Raw genomic sequence first — 22001 nt, forward strand, 5'->3', positions numbered from 1 at the left:
CTCCAGCCACACGAACAGGAACAAACCAGATGTACCAAGACGTCTTGCTGCATATCGGCGGCGCATGGACCGGCGCCGCTTCGGGCAAAACACTCGATGTGATCAACCCGGCCACCGAAGAGGTGATCGGCACGCTCGCCCACGCCGGCATCGCCGATCTCGATGCCGCGATCGCCGCCGCCGAAACCGGCTTCGCCACCTGGCGCGCCACACCCGCCCACGCCCGCGCCGCCCTGATGCGCAAGGCCGCTGGCCTGATCCGCGACCGCGCGGCAGCCATCGCGCCGATCATGACGATGGAACAAGGCAAGCCGCTCGCCGAAGCCAAGGGCGAGACCATGCTCGCCGCCGACGTGATCGACTGGTTCGCGGCGGAAGCGGTACGCACCTACGGCCGCGTCATCCCCGCCCGCGCCGATGGCATCTATCAACTGGTGGTCAAGGAACCGGTCGGCATCGCCGCCTGCTTCACGCCGTGGAACTTTCCGATCAACCAGGCCGTCCGCAAGGTCTCCGCCGCCCTCGCCGCCGGCTGCGCCGTGATCCTGAAAGGCCCCGAGGAAACGCCCGGCTCCTGCGCCGAACTGGTCCGCGCCTTCGCCGATGCCGGGTTGCCCGCCGGCGTGCTCAACCTGGTCTACGGCATCCCCGCCGAGATTTCGGAATACCTCATTCCGCACCGCGCCATCCGCAAAATCTCGTTCACCGGGTCCACCGCGATCGGCAAACACCTCGCCGCCCTCGCCGGCACCCACATGAAGCGCGCCACCATGGAACTCGGCGGCCACGCCCCCGCCATCGTGTTCGAGGACGCCGATCTCGATGCCGCGGCCAAAATCCTCGCCGCCAACAAGTTCCGCAACGCCGGCCAGGTCTGCGTCGCCCCCACCCGCTTCCTGGTGCAGGACAGCGTGTACGAAGGGTTCATGGAACGCTTTCTCGGCGCCATCGCCAAAATCAAGGTGGGCGATGGTCTGGCACCCGACACCACAATGGGCCCGGTTGCCAACGAACGCCGCATCCCCGCCCTCGAAGCCTTCATCGCGGATGCGCGCAACCACGGTGCCAAACTCGCAACCGGCGGCGAGCGGATCGGCAACAAAGGCTATTTCTTCCAGCCGACCGTGCTGACCGACATCCCCACCACCGCCCGCGTGATGAACGAGGAACCGTTCGGCCCGCTCGCCCTGGTCAACCGCTTCGCCACCTTCGATGACGCGATCACCGAAGCCAACCGGCTCGACTACGGCCTCGCCGCCTACGCCTACTCACGCTCGACCCGCACCGTCACCGCCCTCGGGCACCGGATCGAAAGCGGCATGATCTCGATCAACCACCACGGCCTCGCCCTGCCCGAAACCCCGTTCGGCGGCATGAAAGACAGCGGCTACGGCTGGGAAGGCGGCGCCGAAGCGATCGATGCGTATCTGGCGACCAAGTTTGTGACGCAGGCTTCTTAGCGGGCAAAAGAAGGCTACTTTTTTGTAAAAAAGTAGCAAAAAACTTTTATTCGCTGGGTCTTGGGCGTTGGCGTCGTAATGGGCTATCACCCAGCTAATGAGAGTTTTTTGGTTCTTTTTTGCAAAAAAGAACCCTTCCGCTTGCCTGCCTTCACCCACAGCAAGCCAACCACCGCAATTCCGAGCAACCCCACGCTCCCCGGTTCCGGCACCTGCGTCAAAACCCCATCGGCCACGATCTGATGCCCCGCCGCCGTGGGATGCAGCCCATCCCAGAACAGATATTGATTGGGATTGGCGCAGACCGTGCCCGACGCAGGATCGGTAAATGTGCCCGTCCAACAGGGGCTCGTTACGTTGGTAAGGCCATAGGCGGCTGGAGCGTTCGTGATCGCGTCGATCGCGCCGTAAGTATCCACGAGATTGAGTTTGAAACCCTCGCTGGTCGAAAGCTGGCCGAGCGTCAGCGCCAAACTCTGGTCAAGCGCCGCCGATAACGCCGAAGCGGCAGCGGACACACCATTCGAAGTCGCACGGGGTGTTTTGCCCAGATCGGGCACGTTCAACGCCAGGAGATTCTTCATCCCGTCCTGTGCAAGACCGGTGACAACTTTGGTGATGTTCCCCAGGATCGCCGCGAAATCATTCGCGATATAGGCCGATTGCTGGGTCAAAGGCACCGTGGCCAAGGCAACCACTAATGAATCGATATCGTTCGAACCAATCCACAGCGTATAAAGCGCGTTCGGCTGCGCCGCTAATCCGCGCTGATTATACGCGGCAAGCTGCGCCGTCAGGTCGCTTGCCTGCTGGAACGGATTGGAACTGGTATAAAGGTTGGCGGGCGTCTGGCCGGTTTCGGCACCACCCACCGCGAAATCATTCCCCCCGGCGATGCTCGCCGTCACCGGCCCCAGCCCAAGCGACGCCGCCACATCCTGCACCCACACATTGCCGTTGCTAAACCGCCCGTTCGAATAGGGTGGCGAAACCGGTTCCGCACCACTGGTCGCAAGCGAAACATTGCCAACGTCAGACAGACTGTCGCCAAACACATACAACCCACTATACGCCGCCGCCGAGGCCGATCCGATACTGCATGCGGCAATCAGCGCAACCGACAGGCATCGCCCCAGGAACACTCTTGATTTCATATCCGACCCCACACTATGATTAATTTTAGATTTTTCGTTATTTTAACGCATCTCAGCACAGACTTTAACAATACTATCGGCGCTCAATCGTCAAAGCAATACAGTACCAAACAAATTGAAGCCAACAAACGCAAAATCAACAAGACCGAGATAAATAAAAGTTTTTTGCTTCTTTTTTACAAAAAAGAAGTCTTGTCTCACCCAGCCCTCTATCCCACTGCCCGCAACCGCGCCCGCCGTTTCGCCATCGGCCGCAAGGCGTCATCGAGAATCCCCTGCACCACCGTCTCGAACTGACCGCGCCCGTTCTCGCGCTCCAACCGCCGCAGCGCCGCTTCGCGCATCGCCCGCCAGGCGTCTTCATCGCCGTACAGACGCGCGATTGCCGCCGCGAAGCCCCGCGCATCCGCCACCGCCGCGCCCGCGATCTCCACGCCGGCATCCCAACCGAGCTGGCGCACCAGCAGATCGGTCGCAACGCACGGCAACCCGAACGAGGCGGTTTCGTAAACCTTGTAGGGCGTGCCGGCGGCGTAGCGGGTGGGTGCTATGAACAACCGATGGCTGTCATAGGCCGGTCGGATATCATCGACGCTGCCCCGCACATCGATATACGGATGCCCGGCGAACTCGGTCAGATCGATATCGGGCGCGGTATAGCCAATGAACGTCAGCACCGGCGGCGTGCCCATCAATGCGGTCAGCACCGGCAGTATCTCGTCGCGATACCAGCGCAGACTGTCGTAATTCGGGCTGTCGGTCTGATGGATGCTGGCAATGAACAGCAGCCCTTCGCGCGCCGCGAACCCGCGCGGCGTCGGGTCGAGATCGCGGATCGTCCCGAGCACCGAAACCGGGTCGAGCCCGAAGCCGCGCAGCAGATCGACCTCCGCCTGGTTCACCGCCGTCACGTGCCGGCACAGCCGCGCGTTGCGGAATTCATGCGCCAGGGCGGCATCGAGGTCGAAATCCGCGCGGTCCGGATCGAGCGCCGCCGCCGCCGCATCGCGCGCCGCCTCGATCGCCTCGGTATCGAGCACGAACGGAATCCGCCGCGGATCGATCCCGGCCTCGGTGAAAATCGAGAGCGTGCGATCCAGATTATGCGTGCGCGACACCCAGATGGCGTCAAAAAAATCGCCCCGCTCGGCCAGCAGGTGCGGCAGCGACAAAATCGTGCGGTCGTGCAGCACTTCGACCCGGTCCGGCAGATCGCCGAACAGGCTCATGATATCGTGCCGCGCGCCGTTGATCGGCAGCACCGAAACCCGCCAGCCGGCCGCCGCAATCGCGCGCACCGCATCGTTCGCCCGCACGAAACCCGAGCCGAGCCGGCGCACCGGCACCGTATCCTCGAGGTAGAGAATGCGCCGGCCCGCGCCATCGAGCGCGCGCGCCTTGATGATATTATCCACCGCGCAGTCGAATTTGGTCTTGAGAAACGCCGCGTGTTTGCGCTTGAAAATCCGCCGCCCGCGCCGCATCAGCGCCATCGACGCCTCGGTGTTGGCAGCACTGCCGAACTCCAGATGATGCACCAGCACATCCGGATCATAGACGATGCGAAACCCCGCCTCGATCATCCGCACGCACAGATCGACCTCTTCGTAATAGGCCGGCTGGAACGCCTCATCGAACCCGCCGAGCCGCTTGACCAGATCGGTGCGGCACAGCAGGAACACGCCCGAACAATAATCGACATCGCGCACGAAATTCGCCTCGGGCGCCAGCGGCGAGGCATCGCGCAGATACCCCACCGTGCTGCCATCCGCCCAGATGATCGAGCCCGCCTCCTGCAACCGCCCGTGGGTCCGCACGATCTTGCCGCCGACCGCACCGATCGACGCCGCGCTGCCGAGCCGCGCCATCGCCGCCGCCACCGCACCGAACCCAAGCTCGACATCATTGTTCAAATACAGCAGCGCCGGCGCGCTCACCTGTGCGAGTGCCAGGTTGCACCCGCGCAGAAACCCCAGATTCTCGGCGCTGTGAATAATCGTCGCCCCGCGCACGTAGGTCTCCAGCCGCCGCGTGTCGTCGGCCGAGGCGTTATCGACAATAATGAGCTGCATCGGCCCGGCGAAATTCTGCCGCAGCGATGCCAGGGCCAGCATCGTCAGCTCGAATTTATTGAACAGCACCATTACCACGGCGAGCACCGGGTCGCCATGCGGCGTGAAATCCAGCCGGTGGCGGGCGAACAGCGCAATCTGGTTGCGCGCCTTGACCTCGAACAACTGCTTCGCCGCCGGCTCGGACAGATCAGGCACCCGCTCGGGCGGGCAGAACGGCAGTTTTTCGGCATGCCCGATCATCCGCAGATGCGCGAAGGCATCGCGCACCCGCCCGCTGTTCAGATCATCGCGCACCCGCGGGTTCATGTCGCGATAATAAAGCAGGTCGATATCCCCACGCGGCCGGCGCAATTCGAACGCGCCGTATTGCACGAAATGCCGATAGCCGCTGATGAAATGCCCCGCCTCGATCGCCGCACCGATATCGGGGTAGGCATCGCGATAATAGGATTCCGAATAATCCGGCACCGGATCGAACCCTTCGCGCTCGCCGATCATCTGATAATGGTGCAACGCATTGCGCACGCGCCCGGCCTCGATCGCGCTGCGCGCCGATTCATGCGCCGCCAGATACCAATCCGGTGCGAAATACGGCGAGCACGCCAGTTCCGGCGCCGCCCCATAAAGGCTGTACGCATAATGCACGAACGGCCCGAACCGATCGAGCTCATCGAGCGAAACCCCCGCCTCGATCACCCGCGCCCGATAATAATTCGGGTCGAACATGAAATGACCGATCCGCGTCTCACGCTGCCCCGATTTCAACCAGTGGTCGTAGCGGCCGCGGCAGCCATGATCATCCAGATTCTCCAGCGTCATGTCGATATACAGGCGGCCGTACAGCGCATCGTCGAACAACCAGTGCGGTGACAAGCCGCGATGCCCGTGCAGGCAGAAATGGTCGAACCCCGAACGATACTGCCCCGCCCGCACCAGCGCCGCCACATCCGGATTCTGGTCAAGATAGAACCGCTCGTCGAACAGCGGACTCGGGCTATGCGCGAGGCGGCAGCCAGTCCGCAGATAATAGTCGAGCGCGATAGTGGCATCGTTCCCGCAGGCGATCCGCGCCTCGGCATGGGCCGCCAGATACCAGCCGGGGTCAAACACCGCCCAGGCCGGTCGCATTGCAGTACCGGAATGTAATAATTCTGCTGCTGATTGAGACAAATGAAAGCGCCCGATCTAATAATATAGGCAACAAAACAACAAATCCCGCCAGCGCGCAAGCACAATGTCGCACCGCGCAAGCCGCCGCATCGCCCTCAGCGCCCTAGCGGATTGACCCCCAGCATCGCCAGCGCCGCCCACGCCGCGGGCGCCAGCGCGGGCACCCGATAATAGTTGAAAATCTCCGCATCCGGCCCCGGCCCCACCCGCAGCCCGGTCGCCAATTGCTTGGCGGGCGTGGTGAACAGCGCCCCATCCGGCGCCGCCTCGCCGCGCACGGTTGCAAAAAACCGCCCCGCGCGCGCAGCGTCCCCCGCCAGGTGCAGCGCGAGTGCCGCAAACGCGGTCCCCTCGGTCCAGACACCCTCACTCGCCGCACTGAACCCGATCCCCGCCGGCCGATCCCGCGGCCAACCCAGGGTTGCAAGAATCGGCGCGATCACCGCCTCATCACCCAGCCCCGCCAGATACGGCCACAGATTGGCATCCGCCGCGATCAGCCCATTGCGCGCCCCCGCCGGCGTCAGCCCCGCCCCGAACAACCCGCGCGCCGGATCGTGCATGCCGCGCACGAACGCCGCCGCATGCGCCGCCGCCGCCCGCCGGCCCAACCGCCCGAACGCCACCGCGCAATCGGTGTTCTGCTCGGTGCTGACCCAGGTCAACCGATCCTGCTGCGGCGGAAAGCCGAACACCCCGCCGGTGAACCCGTGCGCGCCACGGCAATTCACCACGATCCAATCCGCCGCCTTGCCCGCCGCGTCATCGTAGCGATCGCTGTTGACCCCGGCATCGCGCAGCGCCGTCCACAGCAAAATCGCCCAGGCGATCGGCCCGGTCTCGCTGCCGACCTGATACGGGTCCTCCGCCCATCGGTTCGCCGCCCCATCCCACCAGCCCGGCAAGGCCACCGGAATCGCAACCGGCCCGGCCCGATACGCATTCCGCAACCGCCCATCGGTGTAATTCGGATCATGCGCCTGCGCGAGCTCCAGCGCATCGGCAATCCGCGCCGCATGCAGCGCATGGCCACCCGCCAGCAGCGCCAGCCCGGCCAAGGCGTTGTCATAAGTATAGGCCGCCTGATCGTTCGCCGGCGCAAACCGCGCGAACGCCGCATTCGCCACCCGGTCCGGATAGCTCGCCAGCAGCGCCGGCCCCGGCGGCAGCGCATCGAGCTGGCGGCGCATCCCGCCCACCAGCCCATCCACAAACGAAACCCCACCCGCCGCGCGCCCCACCGCCGGGGCCATCACCACCCCGGCGAGCAGCGCGCGGCGGCCGATCATCTCAGCCCAGTGCGGCGACCAGCGCCTCGGCCGTCCGCCCGTTGGCGATGGTGGCGGCGCGCCGATCGTAATGCACGCCGTTCACCCGCGCGAAGGCGTGCTGCACCGCCGGATACACATGCGTCTCGATCGCGGGCTTGCCCTCGGCCCCCGCCAGCACCGCCGCGCGCACTTCGGCATTGGCAAACTCGTCCTGCTCGGCGATATGCACCAGCAACTTATGCTTGATGTTGCCGAATTCCGGCACCAATTTATCAAGCATCACGCCGTAATACGAAATATTGACATCCGCGTCCGACCGCGTCGCCATCATCACCGCCAGCCGCCCGCCGAGGCAGAACCCCACGGTCCCAACCTTGCCGTTGCACCCCGGCAGATGCCGCGCGACATCGAGCGTCGTCTTCAGATCCTCGATGCCCTTGTCCTGATCGAAGCCGTTCATCAGCGCGAACGCCTGCTTCCACTCCGCCTCGGATTTATCCGTGATATCCACGCCCGGCTCCTGGCGCCAGAAGAGATCGGGTGCGACGGCGATATAGCCCATCTCGGCAATCTCGTGGCAGGTCGCGCGCAGCGCGTCGTTCACCCCGAAAATCTCCTGGATCACCACGACCGCGCCGGTCGGCTTGGTCGAGGGTGTCACGGTATACGCCTTGAAACTGCCGGCGCCATCGGCCGCCTTGATCTCGATACTGCCGGTGGTCGTCGTAATCTTGTCGGTCATGCAAGCTCCCAGAGCACAAGTTGAAACAGCGCGCCGCCCAACCAGGGCAGCGCATCCCAGCTACAGATAGTGCTCCTGCGGCGGAAGGAAACCATTGAACCCCTGGCTCGCATAACTTGTAACATAGGCGCCGGTATCATGGATCAGCACGCGATCACCCGATTTCAACGCGGCCGGCAGCCGATACGGCGTCTCGCGATACATCACATCCACGCCATCGCACGAAGGCCCGGCCAGCACCGCCGGCGTCTCGTCACCGCCGACGCCCGGCGCGCTGATCGCGTAGCGGATCGCCTCGCCCTCGGTCTCCGCCAAGCCCCCGAACCGGCCGATATCCAAATACACCCAGCGCCGATCATCATCCTCGCGCCGGTTGCACGCCAGCACCACCTCAGAAACGGCCACTCCCGCATCGCCCACCATCGCCCGCCCCGGCTCGATCAGCAAATCCGGCAGATCATTGCCGAACGCCGCCCGCACCGAAGCCATGATAGCGTCGCCGAACGCCGCGATCGGCGGAATATCCTCACGATACCGGGTCGGAAACCCGCCGCCCAGATTGAGCAGCCGCAGATCGATCCCGCGCGCCCGCAAATCCGAAAACACCATCGCCGCTTGGCCGATCGCGGTCTGATACGCCCCCACCCCGGTCTGCTGGCTGCCGACATGAAACGACACGCCATGCGCAACCAACCCCAAATCCCGCGCCGCCAGCAACAAATCCCGCGCATGCGCGCCGGTCGTGCCGAATTTGCGCGACAGCGGCCAATCCGCCCCGTCCTGGCTCACCGCCAACCGGCAATACACTTTCGCCCCAGGCGCCGCCGCGGCGATCTTCGCCAATTCCTCATCGGAATCGAACGCGAACAAATCCACCCCGCGCGCGAACGCCTCGGCAATCGCGCTCCGCTTCTTGACGGTATTGCCGAAACTCAGCGCCGCCGGCGCCGCCCCCGCCGCCAGACACGCGCGAATTTCCTCGATACTCGCCGCATCGAACCGCGAGCCGAGCCCGACCAGCCGATCCAGCACCGGCGCCGCCGGATTGGCCTTCACCGCATAATAGATCGCGGCATCCGGCAACGCCGCGCGCAGCGCCGCGAAATTCGCAGCCACACGATCGAGATCAACAAGTATCGCCGGCGTGGCAACCACACCGGAATCGATAAAACGGGCGAGTTTCGGGGTCATGAACCCACTCCCTTCCCAGGTCAGAGGCTTTGCGATCAGGCGCAAAGCGGGTTGCGAAACGGTCGAACGAACCAGCGACCAGACGGATGCCAGAACGCTTGACGTCGTTGCGTAACCCCCGAACCGGAGGCAGAGGCACGTGCGTTGCTGCGTGGAATTGCGTTAGACCCAAACCGATCAGGAATGCAAGTGACAATTCAGGCAGGGCAAGGCAGCACTTCTTTTTTTGCAAAAAAAGAAGCAAAAAAACTCTTCTTCGCCTGAGCCCGTGCCAGCGAAACCGCCCACGCCCCAGATCAAAAAAAGTTTTTTGCTTGTTTTTTACAAAAAAGAAGTACTTCCTGACCTTCCCCTACCACCCCCGAAACAAAACGACACGATATCCGCCCTGCCCCAACCCGCAACACCGCGCTATTGTAACAGCCATGGAAACCATGCCGCACATCCTGGTCGTCGACGATGACCGGGAAATCCGCGATCTCCTGGCCCGCTTCCTCGAGCGTCAGCGCTTCCGTGTCACCGCCGCGCGCGATGGCCGTGAAGCCCGCCGCGCCTTCCTCAACGGCCATTACCAACTCGTCGTGCTCGATCTCATGCTGCCCGGCGAATCCGGGCTCGATCTCGCCCGCTGGCTGCGCGCCGAAACCCAGGTGCCGATCATCATGCTCACCGCCATGGGCGAGGAGCCGGACCGCATCATCGGCCTCGAACTCGGCGCCGATGATTACGTCACCAAACCCTTCAACCCGCGCGAACTGGTCGCCCGCATCCGCGCCGTGCTCCGCCGCGTCGGTGAAGGCGAAGACCGCGGCCGCGAAGCCCCCGCCCGCCTCTACCAATTCGCCGGCTGGTCGCTGGAAACCGCGCGCCGCCGTCTGGTCGATCCCCAGGGCACCGATGTCGCCCTCACCGGCGGCGAATACGACCTGCTGCTCGCCCTGCTCGACCGCCCCAACCGCGTGCTCACCCGCGACATGCTGCTCGATCTGCTGCGCGGCCGCCAGGCCGGCCCGTTCGACCGCGCGATCGATGTCGCGATCTCCCGCCTGCGCCGCAAACTGGAAGACGACGGCCGCAACGCCCAGCTCATCAAAACCGTGCGCGGCGGCGGCTACGTCCTCGCCGCCACCGTCGACCGCGTCTGACCAACACCTTTCTAATGTATAAAAACCGTCTGCGCCCCTCGCATGTATAAAAACCGCCTTCGGCTTTGGCCCGCCAGCCTCGCCTGGCGCACCGCCCTCACCCTGCTCGCCGGCTTCGCCGTGGTCCAGGCCATCGGCCTCGGCATCCACACGATCAACCAGATTGGGCTGAACAACATCATTGCCGAACGTGAAATCGCGACGCGCGACGCCATTTTCTACCGCCGCATCGCCATGGCCCCGCCCGACCGCCGCCCTGCCATCGTCGCCGCCGAAACCGGGCTCAAGGGCGACAAGATCACCCTCGACCCCATCCCCCCCTTCTCCGGCACCTTCCCCTTGCCGCTGCCCTCGCGCCAGATCATCCGCGGCTCCATCCTCGCCTTCCCCATCCCGCCCGAATACCGCCCCCGCAACGTCGTCATGCGCGGCTCGGTCGCGCCACCCCGCTCCGTCCTCAGCTTCCGCCTGCCCGATGGCGGCTGGCTGACCATCGAAAGCCCGTTCCACCCCACCCCGCCCTGGGAAACCCCCGGCTTCGCCACCGCCTTCCTCGTCATGTTCGGCCTCGGCGCCATCCTCATCTTCTGGGCCGTGTTCCGCCTCACCGCCCCGGTCCGCACCCTCGCCGACGCCGCCGAACAACTCGGCCGCGACATCCAGCACGCCCCCGCTCTCCCCGAAAGCGGCCCCACCGAAATCGCCACCGCCGCCATCGCCTTCAACACCATGGCCTCGCGCGTCCGCCGCTTCGTCGAAGACCGCACCTTCCTCCTCAGCGCCATCGGCCACGACCTCCGCACCCCGATCACCCGCCTCAAACTCCGCACCGAATTCCTCGAGGACGACGCCCAACGCGAAAAATTCCTCGGCGACCTCGATGAACTCGAAGCCATGCTCGCCTCCACCCTCGCCTTCTGGCGCGACGTCGCCCAAACCGAAGCCAGCGTCCCGGTCGACCTCGCCATCCTCCTGCGCACCGTCATCGACGAAACCGCCGATATCGCCCCCGAATGCAGCGAAGCCCTGCGCTACGCCGGCCCACCCCACAGCATCCTGCGCGCCCGCCCCCTCGCCCTGAAACGCGCCTTCGCCAACCTCATCGGCAACGCCGTCAAATACGGCGAAAGTGCCCGCATCACCCTGCGCGACGCCGATCGCCACACCCTGCGCATCGACATCGAAGACGACGGCCCCGGCATCCCCCCCGGCGAACTCGAACGCGTGTTCGAACCCTTCCGCCGCGTCGAAAACAGCCGCAACCGCGAAACCGGCGGCACCGGCCTCGGCCTCGCCATCGCCCGCAACGCCATCCGCGCCCACGGCGGCGACATCACCCTCGCCAACCGCTCCGGCGGCAAAGGCCTCATCGCCAGCGTGTATTTGCCGACGTAAGGGAAAGGCAAAGAGCCTTCTTTTTTGTGAACAAAAAAGAAGCAAAAAAAACTTTGGTAATTTGGGCTCGTGCCCGTGAAAACGCCCGTGCCACAGAGTTCGAAAGTTTTTTGCTTCTTTTTTACAAAAAAGAAGCCTTCCTACCCCTGACCCGCCACCGCCGCAGTCGGCCGTTTGACAAACCCCGGCTCCACCGGCGGCTCCGCGAAATCCTCCGTCACCGTCACCACCTCCGCCCCCGGCGGCCCGCGCCGGCACGCCCGCAGCAATTCCTCCACCGCCGGCGCATCGCCCGCCACCAGCGCTTCCAGGCTGCCATCGCGGCGGTTTCGCACCCAGCCCGCCAGACCAAGCCGGCGCGCCCGCACCATCATCCAGTCGCGAAACCCGACACCCTGCACCCGGCCCGTCAGTATCAGCGATTTCGCGATCATGCGTCGAACGCCACCCTCATGCACGCGTCAGAGTAACGAACTCCACGGCCGATGCAACGTCGCGCGCCACCGCCTCGCGCCGAACCGCCGCCTCTGCATCGATCCCCCAGGATTGCTCCTGCCACGCCTCGTCGAGCCTCGCCAATCCATGCGCCGCCGCCGGATCGATCGCACCGCCCACCGAAGCCAGCCCGAGCACCAGACTGCCCAGCGCCGGCACCGCGACCCCAAGCCCCGCCAAGGCCCACTCATCCTGCATCGCCAACGCGCCCGCCAACGCCTGCATCGCCGCCGCCGGCTGCGTCACCGCCATAATACCATGCGTCACCATGAGCCGCGCGCCATACCGCTCCGCCGCCCAATCGAGCCAGGGCTGCCAGTCTTCGTGCTGGCGTGAAGCCAACCCCGCCGGCGCATCGGCGCGATAACACAGCAGATCGGTCTCGCCATAGGCCAGCAGATTGCGCCGCAGCGCATCAGGGTCCGGCGCCACCCGCTCGATCGCCGCCCCCGCCAACCGTGTCAGCGGCAGATCATCGGGAATCACCGTCGCATTGGCCGCCCGCCATTCCCCGGCAATCGCCGCCGCCAGCGGCCGATGCGCCACCGCAAGCACCGCCCCGCCCGGCAGCCGCACCGGCTTGCCATCCAGCCGCACACCGAACCCGGCCGCCTCTTCCGCCACGCTCACCTCGGTCCAGAACCGGCGCATCGGTTCAGTGAAACAACGAGTTCAGCAAATTCTGCGGCCCACGCGCCGGCGCCCCACCCGGCGCCGGCAACGTCCCCCCCGCCGGCCCGCTCGGCATCGGACCGGCATGACCCAGCCGCGCCAGGGCCAGCGCACCGGTGCAGCTCTGCGGATCGGCCGGCTTCGGCGCAAGCCCGAGATTCTGCGCGAGCCGCCCCAGCACCGTGCCGCCATTATGCCCAAGCTGCCGCGCCAGCGCCGCCGCCGTCGCGCCATAATCCCCGGCCGGCGCAATCCCCTCACGCGGATGCGCAAACGTGCCGCTCACCGAAACCGGGATCGGCGCCGACCCCGTCCCCACCCGCACGGTCGGGCGCAGAATCAGATTAAGCCGCTCCGCACCCAGATCGAGCGAACCGGTCCCGGTCAGATACATCCGGCTGGAATCCAGCGTCAGCGCCCGCACATTGGCGAGGCCGTTACGCGCATCCAGCCGCCCGGCAAAGCAGCGCACCATGACCGGCCCCTGCGCCCCGACCATCGAGGCCGGCAACCCCGCCGCGCTGAGCGAGGAACCGAACAACCGATCAAGCAGCGCACCATCGATTTCGCCGTTCACCGTCGAAACCCCCAACGTGCCGTTCAACGTCGCCGCAATCCCCCGCGGCGTATTCCCCTGCCCCGCAAGATCGGCATACAGTTGCACGGTCGCCGCCGCACTGTTCGGCAGACCCAGCACCGTCAGCAGCGGTGCCAGCCGGAACGCCGGCGCCGCCTCGGTCACATGCACCCGCGGCGGATTGGCCGTCGCATCGATCGCCACGGTCCCGCTGATCGACCCACCCGGCAGCTCCGCGGTGATCGGCCGCACATTCAGCACACCGTCATGCAGCAACCCGTGCGCGGTGATCGCATCATAGGTCGCGCCGTCGTACATCAACTGCCCGATCGTCAGTTCGACATTGCCATCCCCCTGCCGCAGCAGGCCGAACGGCAGCGGCGTCGCCGGAATCAAATCCCCGGCATCCGCGGCGCTGGGCGGCACGGCAGCTTGCGGCGCGGTCGTGCCGCCCGCCGCCGGCTTCGGCATCGCTTGCAGCAGCGCCGTCAGATCGATCCGCGGCGCGTTGATCACCGCCTGCAAATCCGGCGTCGCCCCCCGCGTCAGGCTGAACGCACCGCCGAACTGTCCCTGATCGGCGGTGACCGCCAGACTATCGAGCCCGATCACGCGCGACAGCCCCTGCCCGCCCGGATCGGTCAGCAGGCCGGACAGGCCGATATTGGTCCAGGCCGGCAACGGGCGACCCGCCAGATCCGAAAGATGTGCCAGATTGGGCACCCGCGCCGTGATTTTCAGCGCGACCCCGGCAAGTTTCGCCGGGCTCGCAATACCGCCGGCCACGCCGAACTGCGCATTGCCCACCTTCGCCGCGAGATTAACCGCGAACCGCTCACCCGTGTTGGCCGGCGCGGACTTGGGCACCGGCGTGCCGAGGGCGGCCACCAAAATCGGCCCGAGCGGCCCGGCCGTCCCTTCGAGCCCGACCGGCTTGCCCTGATACTGCCCCGCCAGCGCGATGTTCAACGGCTGATCGAGCGAGGCCATGGTCGCGTTCAACGACGAAATCGACAGCCCCTTGCGCCAGGTATCCAGGTTCGATTGCCCGGCGGTCAGGCTCGCGTTGCTGATCGTCGGCAGCCCCGGCGTCGCCTGATCGGCCTGGGTGATCTGGGCGGCAAACGCCACCGTCTGCAACGGCGGCAGGTTGAACCCGGCCGCATAAGGATCGAGCGCCGCCAGATCGGGGATCGCCGCATGCAGATCGAGCGCGTAGCCGTCAAGATGCCGTGGATGCGCGATGCTCCCCTTCAGCCGCAGGGTCGCATTCTGCGCACCGAGCGTAACATCGACCGGCCACACGCCATCCCCGCCGCTCAGGCGCGAGACCGGCCCGGTGGTCCCGGTCAGCGAGAACGGCTGGGAATCGTATTGCGCCTGCATCGATACATGCAGCGGTGCTGCGAGCGATGCGGCACTGCCGGTAAAATGCACGATGGTCAACACGGTCGGCGCCGCTGCCGCAGCGACCTGCCCTGGCTGCAACGGCACCAGCGCCGCCGGCGGCTTGTAGGTGATCGTGCCGTTCTCGATCGAGACCGATTGCAGCGCGATGCCATGCCCGGCCGAAGCCCGCGCAGGGGCCGCACCGGTCGAGGCCGGGGCGCTCGATCCATGGTCGAACAGCCAGTTGGGCGTGCCGGTCGGCCCGTATTCCAGCGTGATCACCGGGTCGATCAGCGCGAGCTTGATGATATCGATCCGGTGGCTCAGCAGCGGCAGCAGCGCCACCTGCGCCTCGATCCGCTGCAGGCTCGCCATATCGGCATCGGCATAGCCGGGCGGATTGGCCAGCGTAATCCCGCTCGCCGAAATCGTCGGCACCAGCGAGAGCGTCATGTGCAGCGGCCCGGTAATGGTCAGCTGCCGCCCGGTCGCCTGCTCCACCGCCGCGATGATGCGCGGTTTGTACGAATCCGGATTGAACGTCGCGACAAAAATCGCCACCGCCGCCACCGGCACGACGATCACGAGCGCAACGACGATCAGCGCAATGCGGCGAACTGTACTAGATTTCTGCATGATATTCCGCATACGGGCTTTTGCTGACCTTCGCGAGCAGACGACGGCCGCATTGCGATTAATTCAGAAGCCGAACATATGATCGAAAGAAAACGCGCCCGCAGGTTGCGTTTGTTGGCGTTGCGTTTGCTGGCGCTTGCCGTGGTAGCCGAACAACCGGCACGTCAGATCACGAATGATCACATACCCCCCCGCCGCACGCGCCAGATCAGCCGCCCCGAACACCCGCCATGGCTCGACCAGTGCCGAGCCCGAACAGGCGATCGCCAGCGGCATCTCGGCCACCGCCGCCCCGGTTGCGTCGTGCAGGTGCAGCATCGTCGATGAATACGGATGCCACGCCGCCGAGGCGGGATACACCAGCACACAAAAACTCGGCGTCGCCGCCGTGCCCAGATCCAGAAACAGCCGCGTCGTCAGCCCCGGCGGCGGCCCGGCGTAGGATTGCGGCTCGCCCTTCCAGGTCATCACCGTATTGAACATATGCGCGCCGAAACTGGTCTCGGCGGCGTGGCTGCCATCGCGCAACTCGTAGCGGAACAGCCCGTGCAGCCAGCCATCCGCCTCACCGCCGGACGCGAAATCATACACCAGCTCGCCGTGCCCGCCGTCCGGCAGCGCATCCGGGGCCAGGATATCATCGAGATCGATCGCCACATCATGATCACGCGGTAGCGCGCCATAGGCCCGCTCGGCGATTTTCGATCCATCCGGCGCGAACACATCGAGCCGGATCGGCAGATCGGCCTGGTCATGTGCCATCGGCGTCGGCAGCGCGACCGAGGTGTAATGCGCGCGCGGCAGGATCGGAAACGGCAATAAAAACCCCCGCCCCAACAGCGGCGACAGGGTTTTCAACGATTGATCGGGCCGCAGATCGGCCCGCTCGACATTGATATGCGCCATCCGTGTCCGTCCGTTGCGCACCACCTCGTAGCGCGGCCGCACCACATGCCGCCCGGCCCGCACCTCGATCTGCGCCGGCCAGCGCAGGTCGGGCAGCACCGTGCCGACATCGATCGCGCGGGTCGCAAACGCCGGAATCGCCTTCTCCAACAGCACCGGCGCCTCCGCACCCATCCGGTCGAACCCGATCGCACCGGCCGGAATCGCCACCGCGTGGCTGTTCTGCACCCACAGCACCACCCGCTCGTCATCCCGCGGCGCCGGCAGCCCGGCGAACCGCTCGGAGGGCCAGGCATTGGCATCATGCGTGCAGGACAAACTCGCCCCGCCATCGGTCGCATAGGTATCGAGCGCGTATTTCACCACGTCATGCCCCGCGACGCCGATTGCGTGCACGAACAATTGCCCGGTGAAGGGCCCGATATTATGCGCCCGCCGCACCTCGGCGCTGCTCAGGCTGATCGTACCGGCATGATCGGGGATCGCCCGTTCGAATTCCGCCAGCACCGCACCCGCCGCATCGAACAACCGGCACCACAGCCGCACCGCGTGCCCGCCGTAGCCGGACCAGTAATTCGCCGTCACCAGCCGCGTCGCCATCCGGTCGTCATCGCGGAAGAACACGAAATTGGTCGCGAAATTCAGCGGGTCCAGATAGCGCCGCCGGTTGGTCAGCATCGCATCCGGCAGCCGCACTTCATCCAGCGTCAGGATTTTCGTCCCCACCGGGGCCAGGATTTTCACCCGCTCGGCCAGCCGCGCCGCATCGAACGCCGCGATCAGCACCGTCGCCGCCCCGCTCTCCGCCAGCGCGGTCAACGGCAGCGTCGCGAACCCCGCCCGCATCTCACCCAAAGCCAGCGTGTCATGCACATAGACCCCGGCAACCGGAAACGCCGGCGCCAACGCCCGCAGCGGGGCGAAAATCCGCTCCGGATCATACACCGCAACCGTCCCGCGCGCGGCCAACGTTTCAGCCAGAACCACCAGCCGCTCCGCCGCCAGCGGATGCGACAGCGCCTTGTAGACCGCGTTGCCGCCCTTCACATTGTCGAACGTATCGATCTCGAGCATCGCCTCACATCCCCAGGCGGCGGCGCAATTCGCCGGCCGCCATCGGCGTATCGTCCAGCGGCGTCACCGGCCACATCTCGAGCCGGCCGGCAAAATCGCGCGCCCGGCCGCACGCCACCATGTCATCCATGAACGCACCGATCCGCGTCGATTTGCCCGGCAACCGCGCCAGCATCACCGGCGCCGCAGTCGCCACCGCCTCGGACACCATCGAAACCGAATCCGCCGTCACCACGATCGCGTCGGCCAGCGCCAGCATCCCGAAATACGGATTGTCGCCGGCCATGTCCCACACCCACGCGCCGCGCGGTGCCAGCGTTTCCTGAAACATCGCCCGCGCCGCCGCATCGGTCCGGCGCGAGGGGGTCAGCATCACGCTCGCCCTGTCAGCATCCATCATGCCGGCCAACCCGTCCGCAATCTGCCGTGCCGCCGCGGTGTCCAGCCGATACCGCCCGTTCGACCCGCCGATCAGCACGGCGACCAGCGGCCGCGGCAGATGCGCGAACATCGGCGCCCAAACCGCCCGCGCCTCGGCCAACCGCGCCGGTGTCACCCGATGCATCGCGGTCCGCGCGACGATCACGTTCGGCCCGGTGATCGCATCATGCGGTGCCGCGATGATCGCATCGAACCGGTCCGCATCCATCCGCGGATGCTGAATGATCACCGCCGGCAGATCGGGTCGCCGCAGCGCCGCCACCAACCGCGCCGCCGCGCCGCCCGCACCGATCATCAAATCGCCATCCGGCCCGGCCAGCGCGCCCGCCTCCACCGCACAGGTCGCGCGCGGCCACAGCATCGGCGACAAATAATTCCACGGCGCCTTCGGCACGATCACCCGGTTATCGGTCGCAAACCCCGCCGCCTCGGCAAGGCCCAGCGCCTGGTTGCGCAGCCCCGCCAGGTCGGTACATAAAATCCGCGCGGTCACCGGATTGTCAGCATCGAGCGTCACGATCGCGCGCTCGTCGGTCATAAGGGGCAAAACGGCCATGGCGGCGTTTTGGGTCCACCTCCCGATTTCGTCAACTGATGCCGTTTGCAGCCAGCGCCGCCGCCAGCGCCTCACCGCCCAGCGCCGCCCGCGCAAACGCCTGCCCCCGCGCCGCCAGCGCCGCCCGCCGCCCGGCATCCTCGGCCAATTCACGCAGCAGCGCCGCCGCATGGCCCACATCCGGCGCCGCCCACAAGCTCGCCGCCCCTTCGTAATCACCGCGCGGATCATCGACCGGCACCAGCCGATACGACACCAGCGCCGCACTCGTCTCATCCATGAACTGCAGCGTGCCGGACCATCCGGTCGCCACCACCGCAATCCCCCGCAGCATCGCCTCCGCCGGCACCAGCCCGAACCCCTCGGCGCGATGCAGGCTCATCACGATATCGGCACTCGCCAGCAACGCCCGCAGCGTCTCGCCCGACCACACCGCATCGACCAGCCGAATATTTCCCACCCCGCCGATCGCGCCCCGCAGCACCGCCATATCCGCCGGAAACGCCGCCCCGCCCGCCAGCTTCAACACCAAAATCCGGTCCGCCCGATTCCCGAACGCCGACCGATGCGCCGCAATCGCCGCCAACGGATTCTTCCGCGCGAAACTCGCGCCCAGATTCGCGATCACGACCGTCACCACCGCCTCCGCCGGCAAATCGAACAGCCCCCGCCGCGCCCGCGCCTCGATCAAATCCACGGCACCCAGCGGATACGGCACCAGCCGCACCATCCCCGGATACACTTGCTCGATCGCCGCCTTGGTGAACGCCGATGGCGCCCAGATTTCATGCACGAACCGCGCCCCGCCGCGCCACGATCGCGGCAGCGCCTCCAACTCCCAGTTCCACACCCCGACCACCCGATGCCCGCGCAAATAATCCTGCGGCGCCCGCGCCAGCATCAATGGGATCGACGGCGCATTCACATGCAGCAACACCGCCGCCCCCGCCGGCAAATCCGCCGGCACCGGCCGCCGCAACACGCCCAATTCCACCGCCCCCACCAATGGCACCAGCGCCCGCACCCCGGCCTGCAACACCCTTGCCGCCTCACCCAGGCCGGAAATCCGCGCCATCTCGCCGGCAACCACGACGCCGGTGCTCGCTGCCGGTGCCACCGCATCCGCCCGCGGCGCCAGCGCCGTCGCCACCGCGCGCAATCCTGCGCGCCGCGCACCGGGCGGCAGGATGCGCCAGGCTCGGTGCGCCAGGCTCAGGCGGTTAGACATGGAAGGCAGCAAGTTCTTCTTTTTTTGTAAAAAAAGAAGCAAAAAAACTTTTATTCGTTAGGGCGGTGCGCGCGAAAACGCCGGTGGCCAAAACCAATAAAAGTTTTTTGCTGTTTTTTTTCAAAAAAGCAGAGCTTCCCTTCCCTACCCCCACCTGCTCGCACGGTTGCAGCATTTTCATCTCCGGTTAGACTGACGCCATGGCGTGGAAAAACCTTCTGCCTGATCGATCGGAATATGCACGGTGATGGAAGCTATTACCGCGCCCGCGCAATCTCAGGAAGCGAATGACCTGCCGCGCTTCACCGTCGCCCTGCGCCCACCCGACATCACACCCTGGCTCCCCGGCAACACCGGCCTGCCCGGCTTCACCAGCTTCGCCGCCACCCGCTCCGGCCCGCACGTCCTGATCATCGGCCTGATGCACGGCAACGAAATCGCCGGCGCCATCGCCATCGACGCCCTGCTCCGCGCCGGCATCCGCCCCGAACGCGGCCGCCTCACCCTCGGTTTCGGCAACATCGAAGCCTTCGCCCGGTTCGACGCCGGCAACCCCATCGCCTCACGCTTCATCGATGAAGACATGAACCGCGTGTGGGACATCGCAACCCTCGAAGGCCCGCGCACCTCCCTCGAACTCCAACGCGCCCGCGCCATGCGCAGTATCGTCGATAGCGCCGATTGGGTGCTCGACCTGCACTCGATGCTCTGGCCCTCCGACCCCCTGCTCCTCTGCGGCCAAGGCGCACGCGGCAAAACCCTCGCACTCAACATCGGCACCCCCAACCTCGTCGTCGCCGATTGCGGCCACGCCGGCGGTAAACGCCTGATCGACTACCCCCGCTTCACCGCCGAACACGGCGACGCCGCCTCCGTCCTCGTCGAAGCCGGCCAACACTGGCAAACCCCCACCGTTACCCAAATGAGCGCCAGCATCACCGCCCTGCTCCACCACGCCGGCATGCTCCCCAACCCGCCACAACCCACCCAAACCACCCCACCCCGCTTCGCCGAAGTCACCCGCGTCGTCACCGCCACCACCGGACGCTTCGCCTTCGTGCGCCCCTTCCGCGGCGGCGAAATCATCCCCACAAGCGGTACAATCCTCGCCTACGACGGCATCGCCGAAGTCCGCACCCCCCACGATCAATGCCTCCTCGTCATGCCCAGCCACCGCACCGGCCGCGGCCACACCGCCGTCCGCCTGGCGAAGTTCCAGTAATGCTGATGGGGCTTGGGTGCTGGGTTAAGCAAGCAAGGCCAGGGGCTCTGCCCCTGGACCCCGTTAAAGGCGGAGCCTTTAAAATCCATTAGTTTTAGGTAAGGGGAGGGCGCTGCCTCGGTGGTTCAACTGATCTGGCCTGGGTAGCCCTCCCCTTACCTAAAACTAGCGGGTTCTAAGGGCTAAGCCCTTAGTGGGGGTCGAGGGGGCAAAGCCCCTCGCCTTACTGACTCAACCCAGCACCCAAGCCCCGCCAGAATCACAGGGACTCGACCAAGGCGGCCAGTTCGTTGTTGAAGCGGTCGGGGTGTTCTTGTTGGGGGGCGTGTCCGCAGGCGGCGTAGCGGGAGAGTTTTGCGTGGGGGACGTGTGATGCGATGTGTTCGGCCATTGAGGGCAGGACGACGCAATCTTCATTGCCTTGGCTGATCAGGCAGGGCCGGTCGAGTGTTTCGAGTGTTGTCGTGAAATCCAGTGTGCGCATCAGCAGGAAGGCCCGCACGGCGGGCGGCGTCAGTCCGAGTGCGACGAGGGCGCGTTCGGTATCGGCGACCGGCAGGGGCCCGTAGGTTGTGGCGTGGACGACGTGGCGCACGCCTTCGATCATCACGGCGGGGTCTTCGCTGGCTGCCATCAAGGCGCCGTCGATGAATCGTTCACCGATATGGCTTGGCGGGTTCGACGAGATGACTGCCGCGCCGACGAAATTGACCGCGCCGACGTTTTTGCTGCCGTGCCGCGCCAGGTAATCCGAGATCACGAACCCGCCGTAGCTCCAGCCGACCAGCACGGGTCGTTTCAGCGCGAGCGCGATCATCACGGCGGCGATATCATCCGCCCAATGCGCGCCGGTCTGATACATTTCGGGGTCGAGCGGCTTGTCGGAAAATCCGTGCCCGCGCAGATCCATGCACACGATCCGATATTTTTCGCGCAGGGCGGAATCGAACTGATTGTGCCAGGCGAGGTAGCAGGCTGACCAGCCGTGAATGAACAGGATCGGTTGCGCGTGCTCCGGCCCCCATTCGCGCACATGCAAGCCGACGCCACCCGACCCCAAAACCCGATGCACCTTGCCGGCTTCGTGTTCGATCATGTGTTCCATTTTGGCTCCTGTTGGCAGGCGGGATCGCCCGGTGTGCAGTCCGATCGTTCAAGGGCGCGGCAGGGCAGAGGGCTACGCAACACACCCTCTGCCCGAC

17 protein-coding genes are annotated in these 22001 nt (G+C 65.8%); 4 read left to right on the forward strand and 13 right to left on the reverse strand.

The genetic code is table 11. From position 1 onward, the window contains the following. Positions 1-29: 29 nt before the first annotated feature. Positions 30-1460, forward strand: a complete 1431-nt coding sequence (locus BW994_RS13980) for an NAD-dependent succinate-semialdehyde dehydrogenase (protein WP_029312454.1) — start codon at positions 30-32, stop codon at positions 1458-1460. An 86-nt stretch (positions 1461-1546) separates the two neighbouring features. Here the strand turns inward: BW994_RS13980 and BW994_RS13985 are convergent, their stop codons facing one another. The 5 genes from BW994_RS13985 to BW994_RS14005 form a co-directional block, all read right to left on the reverse strand. Continuing rightward, positions 1547-2614 carry an SGNH/GDSL hydrolase family protein gene (locus BW994_RS13985; protein WP_081849125.1) on the reverse strand — a complete coding sequence of 356 codons (1068 nt, stop codon included), beginning with the start codon at positions 2612-2614 and terminating at the stop codon, positions 1547-1549. A 209-nt stretch (positions 2615-2823) separates the two neighbouring features. Beyond that, positions 2824-5817 carry a glycosyltransferase gene (locus BW994_RS13990; protein ID WP_051657429.1) on the reverse strand — a complete coding sequence of 998 codons (2994 nt, stop codon included), beginning with the start codon at positions 5815-5817 and terminating at the stop codon, positions 2824-2826. Positions 5818-5954: 137 nt separating this feature from the next. Beyond that, positions 5955-7148 carry a hypothetical protein gene (locus BW994_RS13995; protein WP_029312457.1) on the reverse strand — a complete coding sequence of 398 codons (1194 nt, stop codon included), beginning with the start codon at positions 7146-7148 and terminating at the stop codon, positions 5955-5957. A 1-nt stretch (position 7149) separates the two neighbouring features. Beyond that, positions 7150-7872: a dienelactone hydrolase family protein gene (locus tag BW994_RS14000; protein WP_029312458.1), complete on the reverse strand. Its 723-nt coding sequence runs from the start codon at positions 7870-7872 to the stop codon at positions 7150-7152. Positions 7873-7932: 60 nt separating this feature from the next. Further along, positions 7933-9063 (reverse strand): type III PLP-dependent enzyme, encoded by a 1131-nt coding sequence (locus BW994_RS14005; RefSeq protein ID WP_029312459.1) that lies wholly within the window; start codon positions 9061-9063, stop codon positions 7933-7935. A gap of 425 nt (positions 9064-9488) precedes the next feature. Between BW994_RS14005 and BW994_RS14010 the strand changes: the two genes are divergently transcribed. Next, positions 9489-10208: a response regulator gene (locus tag BW994_RS14010; RefSeq protein WP_029312460.1), complete on the forward strand. Its 720-nt coding sequence runs from the start codon at positions 9489-9491 to the stop codon at positions 10206-10208. 42 nt (positions 10209-10250) lie between these two features. Beyond that, complete coding sequence (locus tag BW994_RS14015; RefSeq protein WP_029312461.1) at positions 10251-11603, forward strand: ATP-binding protein; 1353 nt, start codon at positions 10251-10253, stop codon at positions 11601-11603. 140 nt (positions 11604-11743) lie between these two features. On the opposite strand, the gene BW994_RS14020 is transcribed toward BW994_RS14015, so the two are convergent. The 7 genes from BW994_RS14020 to BW994_RS19285 form a co-directional block, all read right to left on the reverse strand. Next, entirely contained in the window at positions 11744-12037 is a 294-nt protein-coding gene (locus BW994_RS14020) for an acylphosphatase (protein ID WP_029312462.1), read from the reverse strand. Positions 12038-12053: 16 nt separating this feature from the next. Then, the gene (locus BW994_RS14025) at positions 12054-12749 is read right to left on the reverse strand and encodes an ATP12 family chaperone protein (protein ID WP_029312463.1); all 696 of its coding nucleotides are present in this window, start codon (positions 12747-12749) and stop codon (positions 12054-12056) included. Positions 12750-12753: 4 nt separating this feature from the next. After that, positions 12754-15372, reverse strand: a complete 2619-nt coding sequence (locus BW994_RS14030; protein ID WP_029312464.1) for an AsmA family protein — start codon at positions 15370-15372, stop codon at positions 12754-12756. A gap of 63 nt (positions 15373-15435) precedes the next feature. Beyond that, a complete protein-coding gene (locus BW994_RS14035; RefSeq protein ID WP_029312465.1) occupies positions 15436-17352 on the reverse strand; it encodes a hypothetical protein in 1917 nt (638 codons plus the stop codon). A 4-nt stretch (positions 17353-17356) separates the two neighbouring features. After that, a complete protein-coding gene (locus BW994_RS14040) occupies positions 17357-18331 on the reverse strand; it encodes a mitochondrial fission ELM1 family protein (RefSeq protein ID WP_029312466.1) in 975 nt (324 codons plus the stop codon). 49 nt (positions 18332-18380) lie between these two features. After that, positions 18381-19577 carry a glycosyltransferase gene (locus tag BW994_RS20450; RefSeq protein ID WP_029312467.1) on the reverse strand — a complete coding sequence of 399 codons (1197 nt, stop codon included), beginning with the start codon at positions 19575-19577 and terminating at the stop codon, positions 18381-18383. After that, positions 19570-19752: a hypothetical protein gene (locus BW994_RS19285; protein ID WP_217696465.1), complete on the reverse strand. Its 183-nt coding sequence runs from the start codon at positions 19750-19752 to the stop codon at positions 19570-19572. The genes BW994_RS20450 and BW994_RS19285 overlap by 8 nt, the downstream gene beginning before the upstream one ends. Before the next feature lie 72 nt (positions 19753-19824). Here BW994_RS19285 and BW994_RS14050 point away from each other — a divergent pair, with 72 nt between their 5' ends. Next, positions 19825-20799, forward strand: coding sequence for a M14 family metallopeptidase (locus BW994_RS14050; RefSeq protein WP_051657430.1), 975 nt, complete (start codon positions 19825-19827; stop codon positions 20797-20799). A gap of 259 nt (positions 20800-21058) precedes the next feature. On the opposite strand, the gene BW994_RS14055 is transcribed toward BW994_RS14050, so the two are convergent. After that, positions 21059-21904, reverse strand: coding sequence for an alpha/beta fold hydrolase (locus BW994_RS14055; RefSeq protein ID WP_245594152.1), 846 nt, complete (start codon positions 21902-21904; stop codon positions 21059-21061). Positions 21905-22001 lie beyond the last annotated feature (97 nt).

The organism is Acidiphilium rubrum (assembly GCF_900156265.1).
In the GTDB taxonomy this organism is placed as follows: domain Bacteria; phylum Pseudomonadota; class Alphaproteobacteria; order Acetobacterales; family Acetobacteraceae; genus Acidiphilium; species Acidiphilium rubrum.

Coding starts and splice junctions, on each gene's coding strand:
- BW994_RS13980 (WP_029312454.1), top strand. CDS start 30: ATGTACCAAGACGTCTTGCTGCATATCGGCGGCGCATGGACCGGCGCC.
- BW994_RS13985 (WP_081849125.1), bottom strand. CDS start 2,614: ATGAAATCAAGAGTGTTCCTGGGGCGATGCCTGTCGGTTGCGCTGATT.
- BW994_RS13990 (WP_051657429.1), bottom strand. CDS start 5,817: ATGCGACCGGCCTGGGCGGTGTTTGACCCCGGCTGGTATCTGGCGGCC.
- BW994_RS13995 (WP_029312457.1), bottom strand. CDS start 7,148: ATGATCGGCCGCCGCGCGCTGCTCGCCGGGGTGGTGATGGCCCCGGCG.
- BW994_RS14000 (WP_029312458.1), bottom strand. CDS start 7,872: ATGACCGACAAGATTACGACGACCACCGGCAGTATCGAGATCAAGGCG.
- BW994_RS14005 (WP_029312459.1), bottom strand. CDS start 9,063: ATGACCCCGAAACTCGCCCGTTTTATCGATTCCGGTGTGGTTGCCACG.
- BW994_RS14010 (WP_029312460.1), top strand. CDS start 9,489: ATGGAAACCATGCCGCACATCCTGGTCGTCGACGATGACCGGGAAATC.
- BW994_RS14015 (WP_029312461.1), top strand. CDS start 10,251: ATGTATAAAAACCGCCTTCGGCTTTGGCCCGCCAGCCTCGCCTGGCGC.
- BW994_RS14020 (WP_029312462.1), bottom strand. CDS start 12,037: ATGATCGCGAAATCGCTGATACTGACGGGCCGGGTGCAGGGTGTCGGG.
- BW994_RS14025 (WP_029312463.1), bottom strand. CDS start 12,749: ATGCGCCGGTTCTGGACCGAGGTGAGCGTGGCGGAAGAGGCGGCCGGG.
- BW994_RS14030 (WP_029312464.1), bottom strand. CDS start 15,372: ATGCAGAAATCTAGTACAGTTCGCCGCATTGCGCTGATCGTCGTTGCG.
- BW994_RS14035 (WP_029312465.1), bottom strand. CDS start 17,352: ATGCTCGAGATCGATACGTTCGACAATGTGAAGGGCGGCAACGCGGTC.
- BW994_RS14040 (WP_029312466.1), bottom strand. CDS start 18,331: ATGACCGACGAGCGCGCGATCGTGACGCTCGATGCTGACAATCCGGTG.
- BW994_RS20450 (WP_029312467.1), bottom strand. CDS start 19,577: ATGTCTAACCGCCTGAGCCTGGCGCACCGAGCCTGGCGCATCCTGCCG.
- BW994_RS19285 (WP_217696465.1), bottom strand. CDS start 19,752: ATGCTGCAACCGTGCGAGCAGGTGGGGGTAGGGAAGGGAAGCTCTGCT.
- BW994_RS14050 (WP_051657430.1), top strand. CDS start 19,825: ATGGAAGCTATTACCGCGCCCGCGCAATCTCAGGAAGCGAATGACCTG.
- BW994_RS14055 (WP_245594152.1), bottom strand. CDS start 21,904: ATGGAACACATGATCGAACACGAAGCCGGCAAGGTGCATCGGGTTTTG.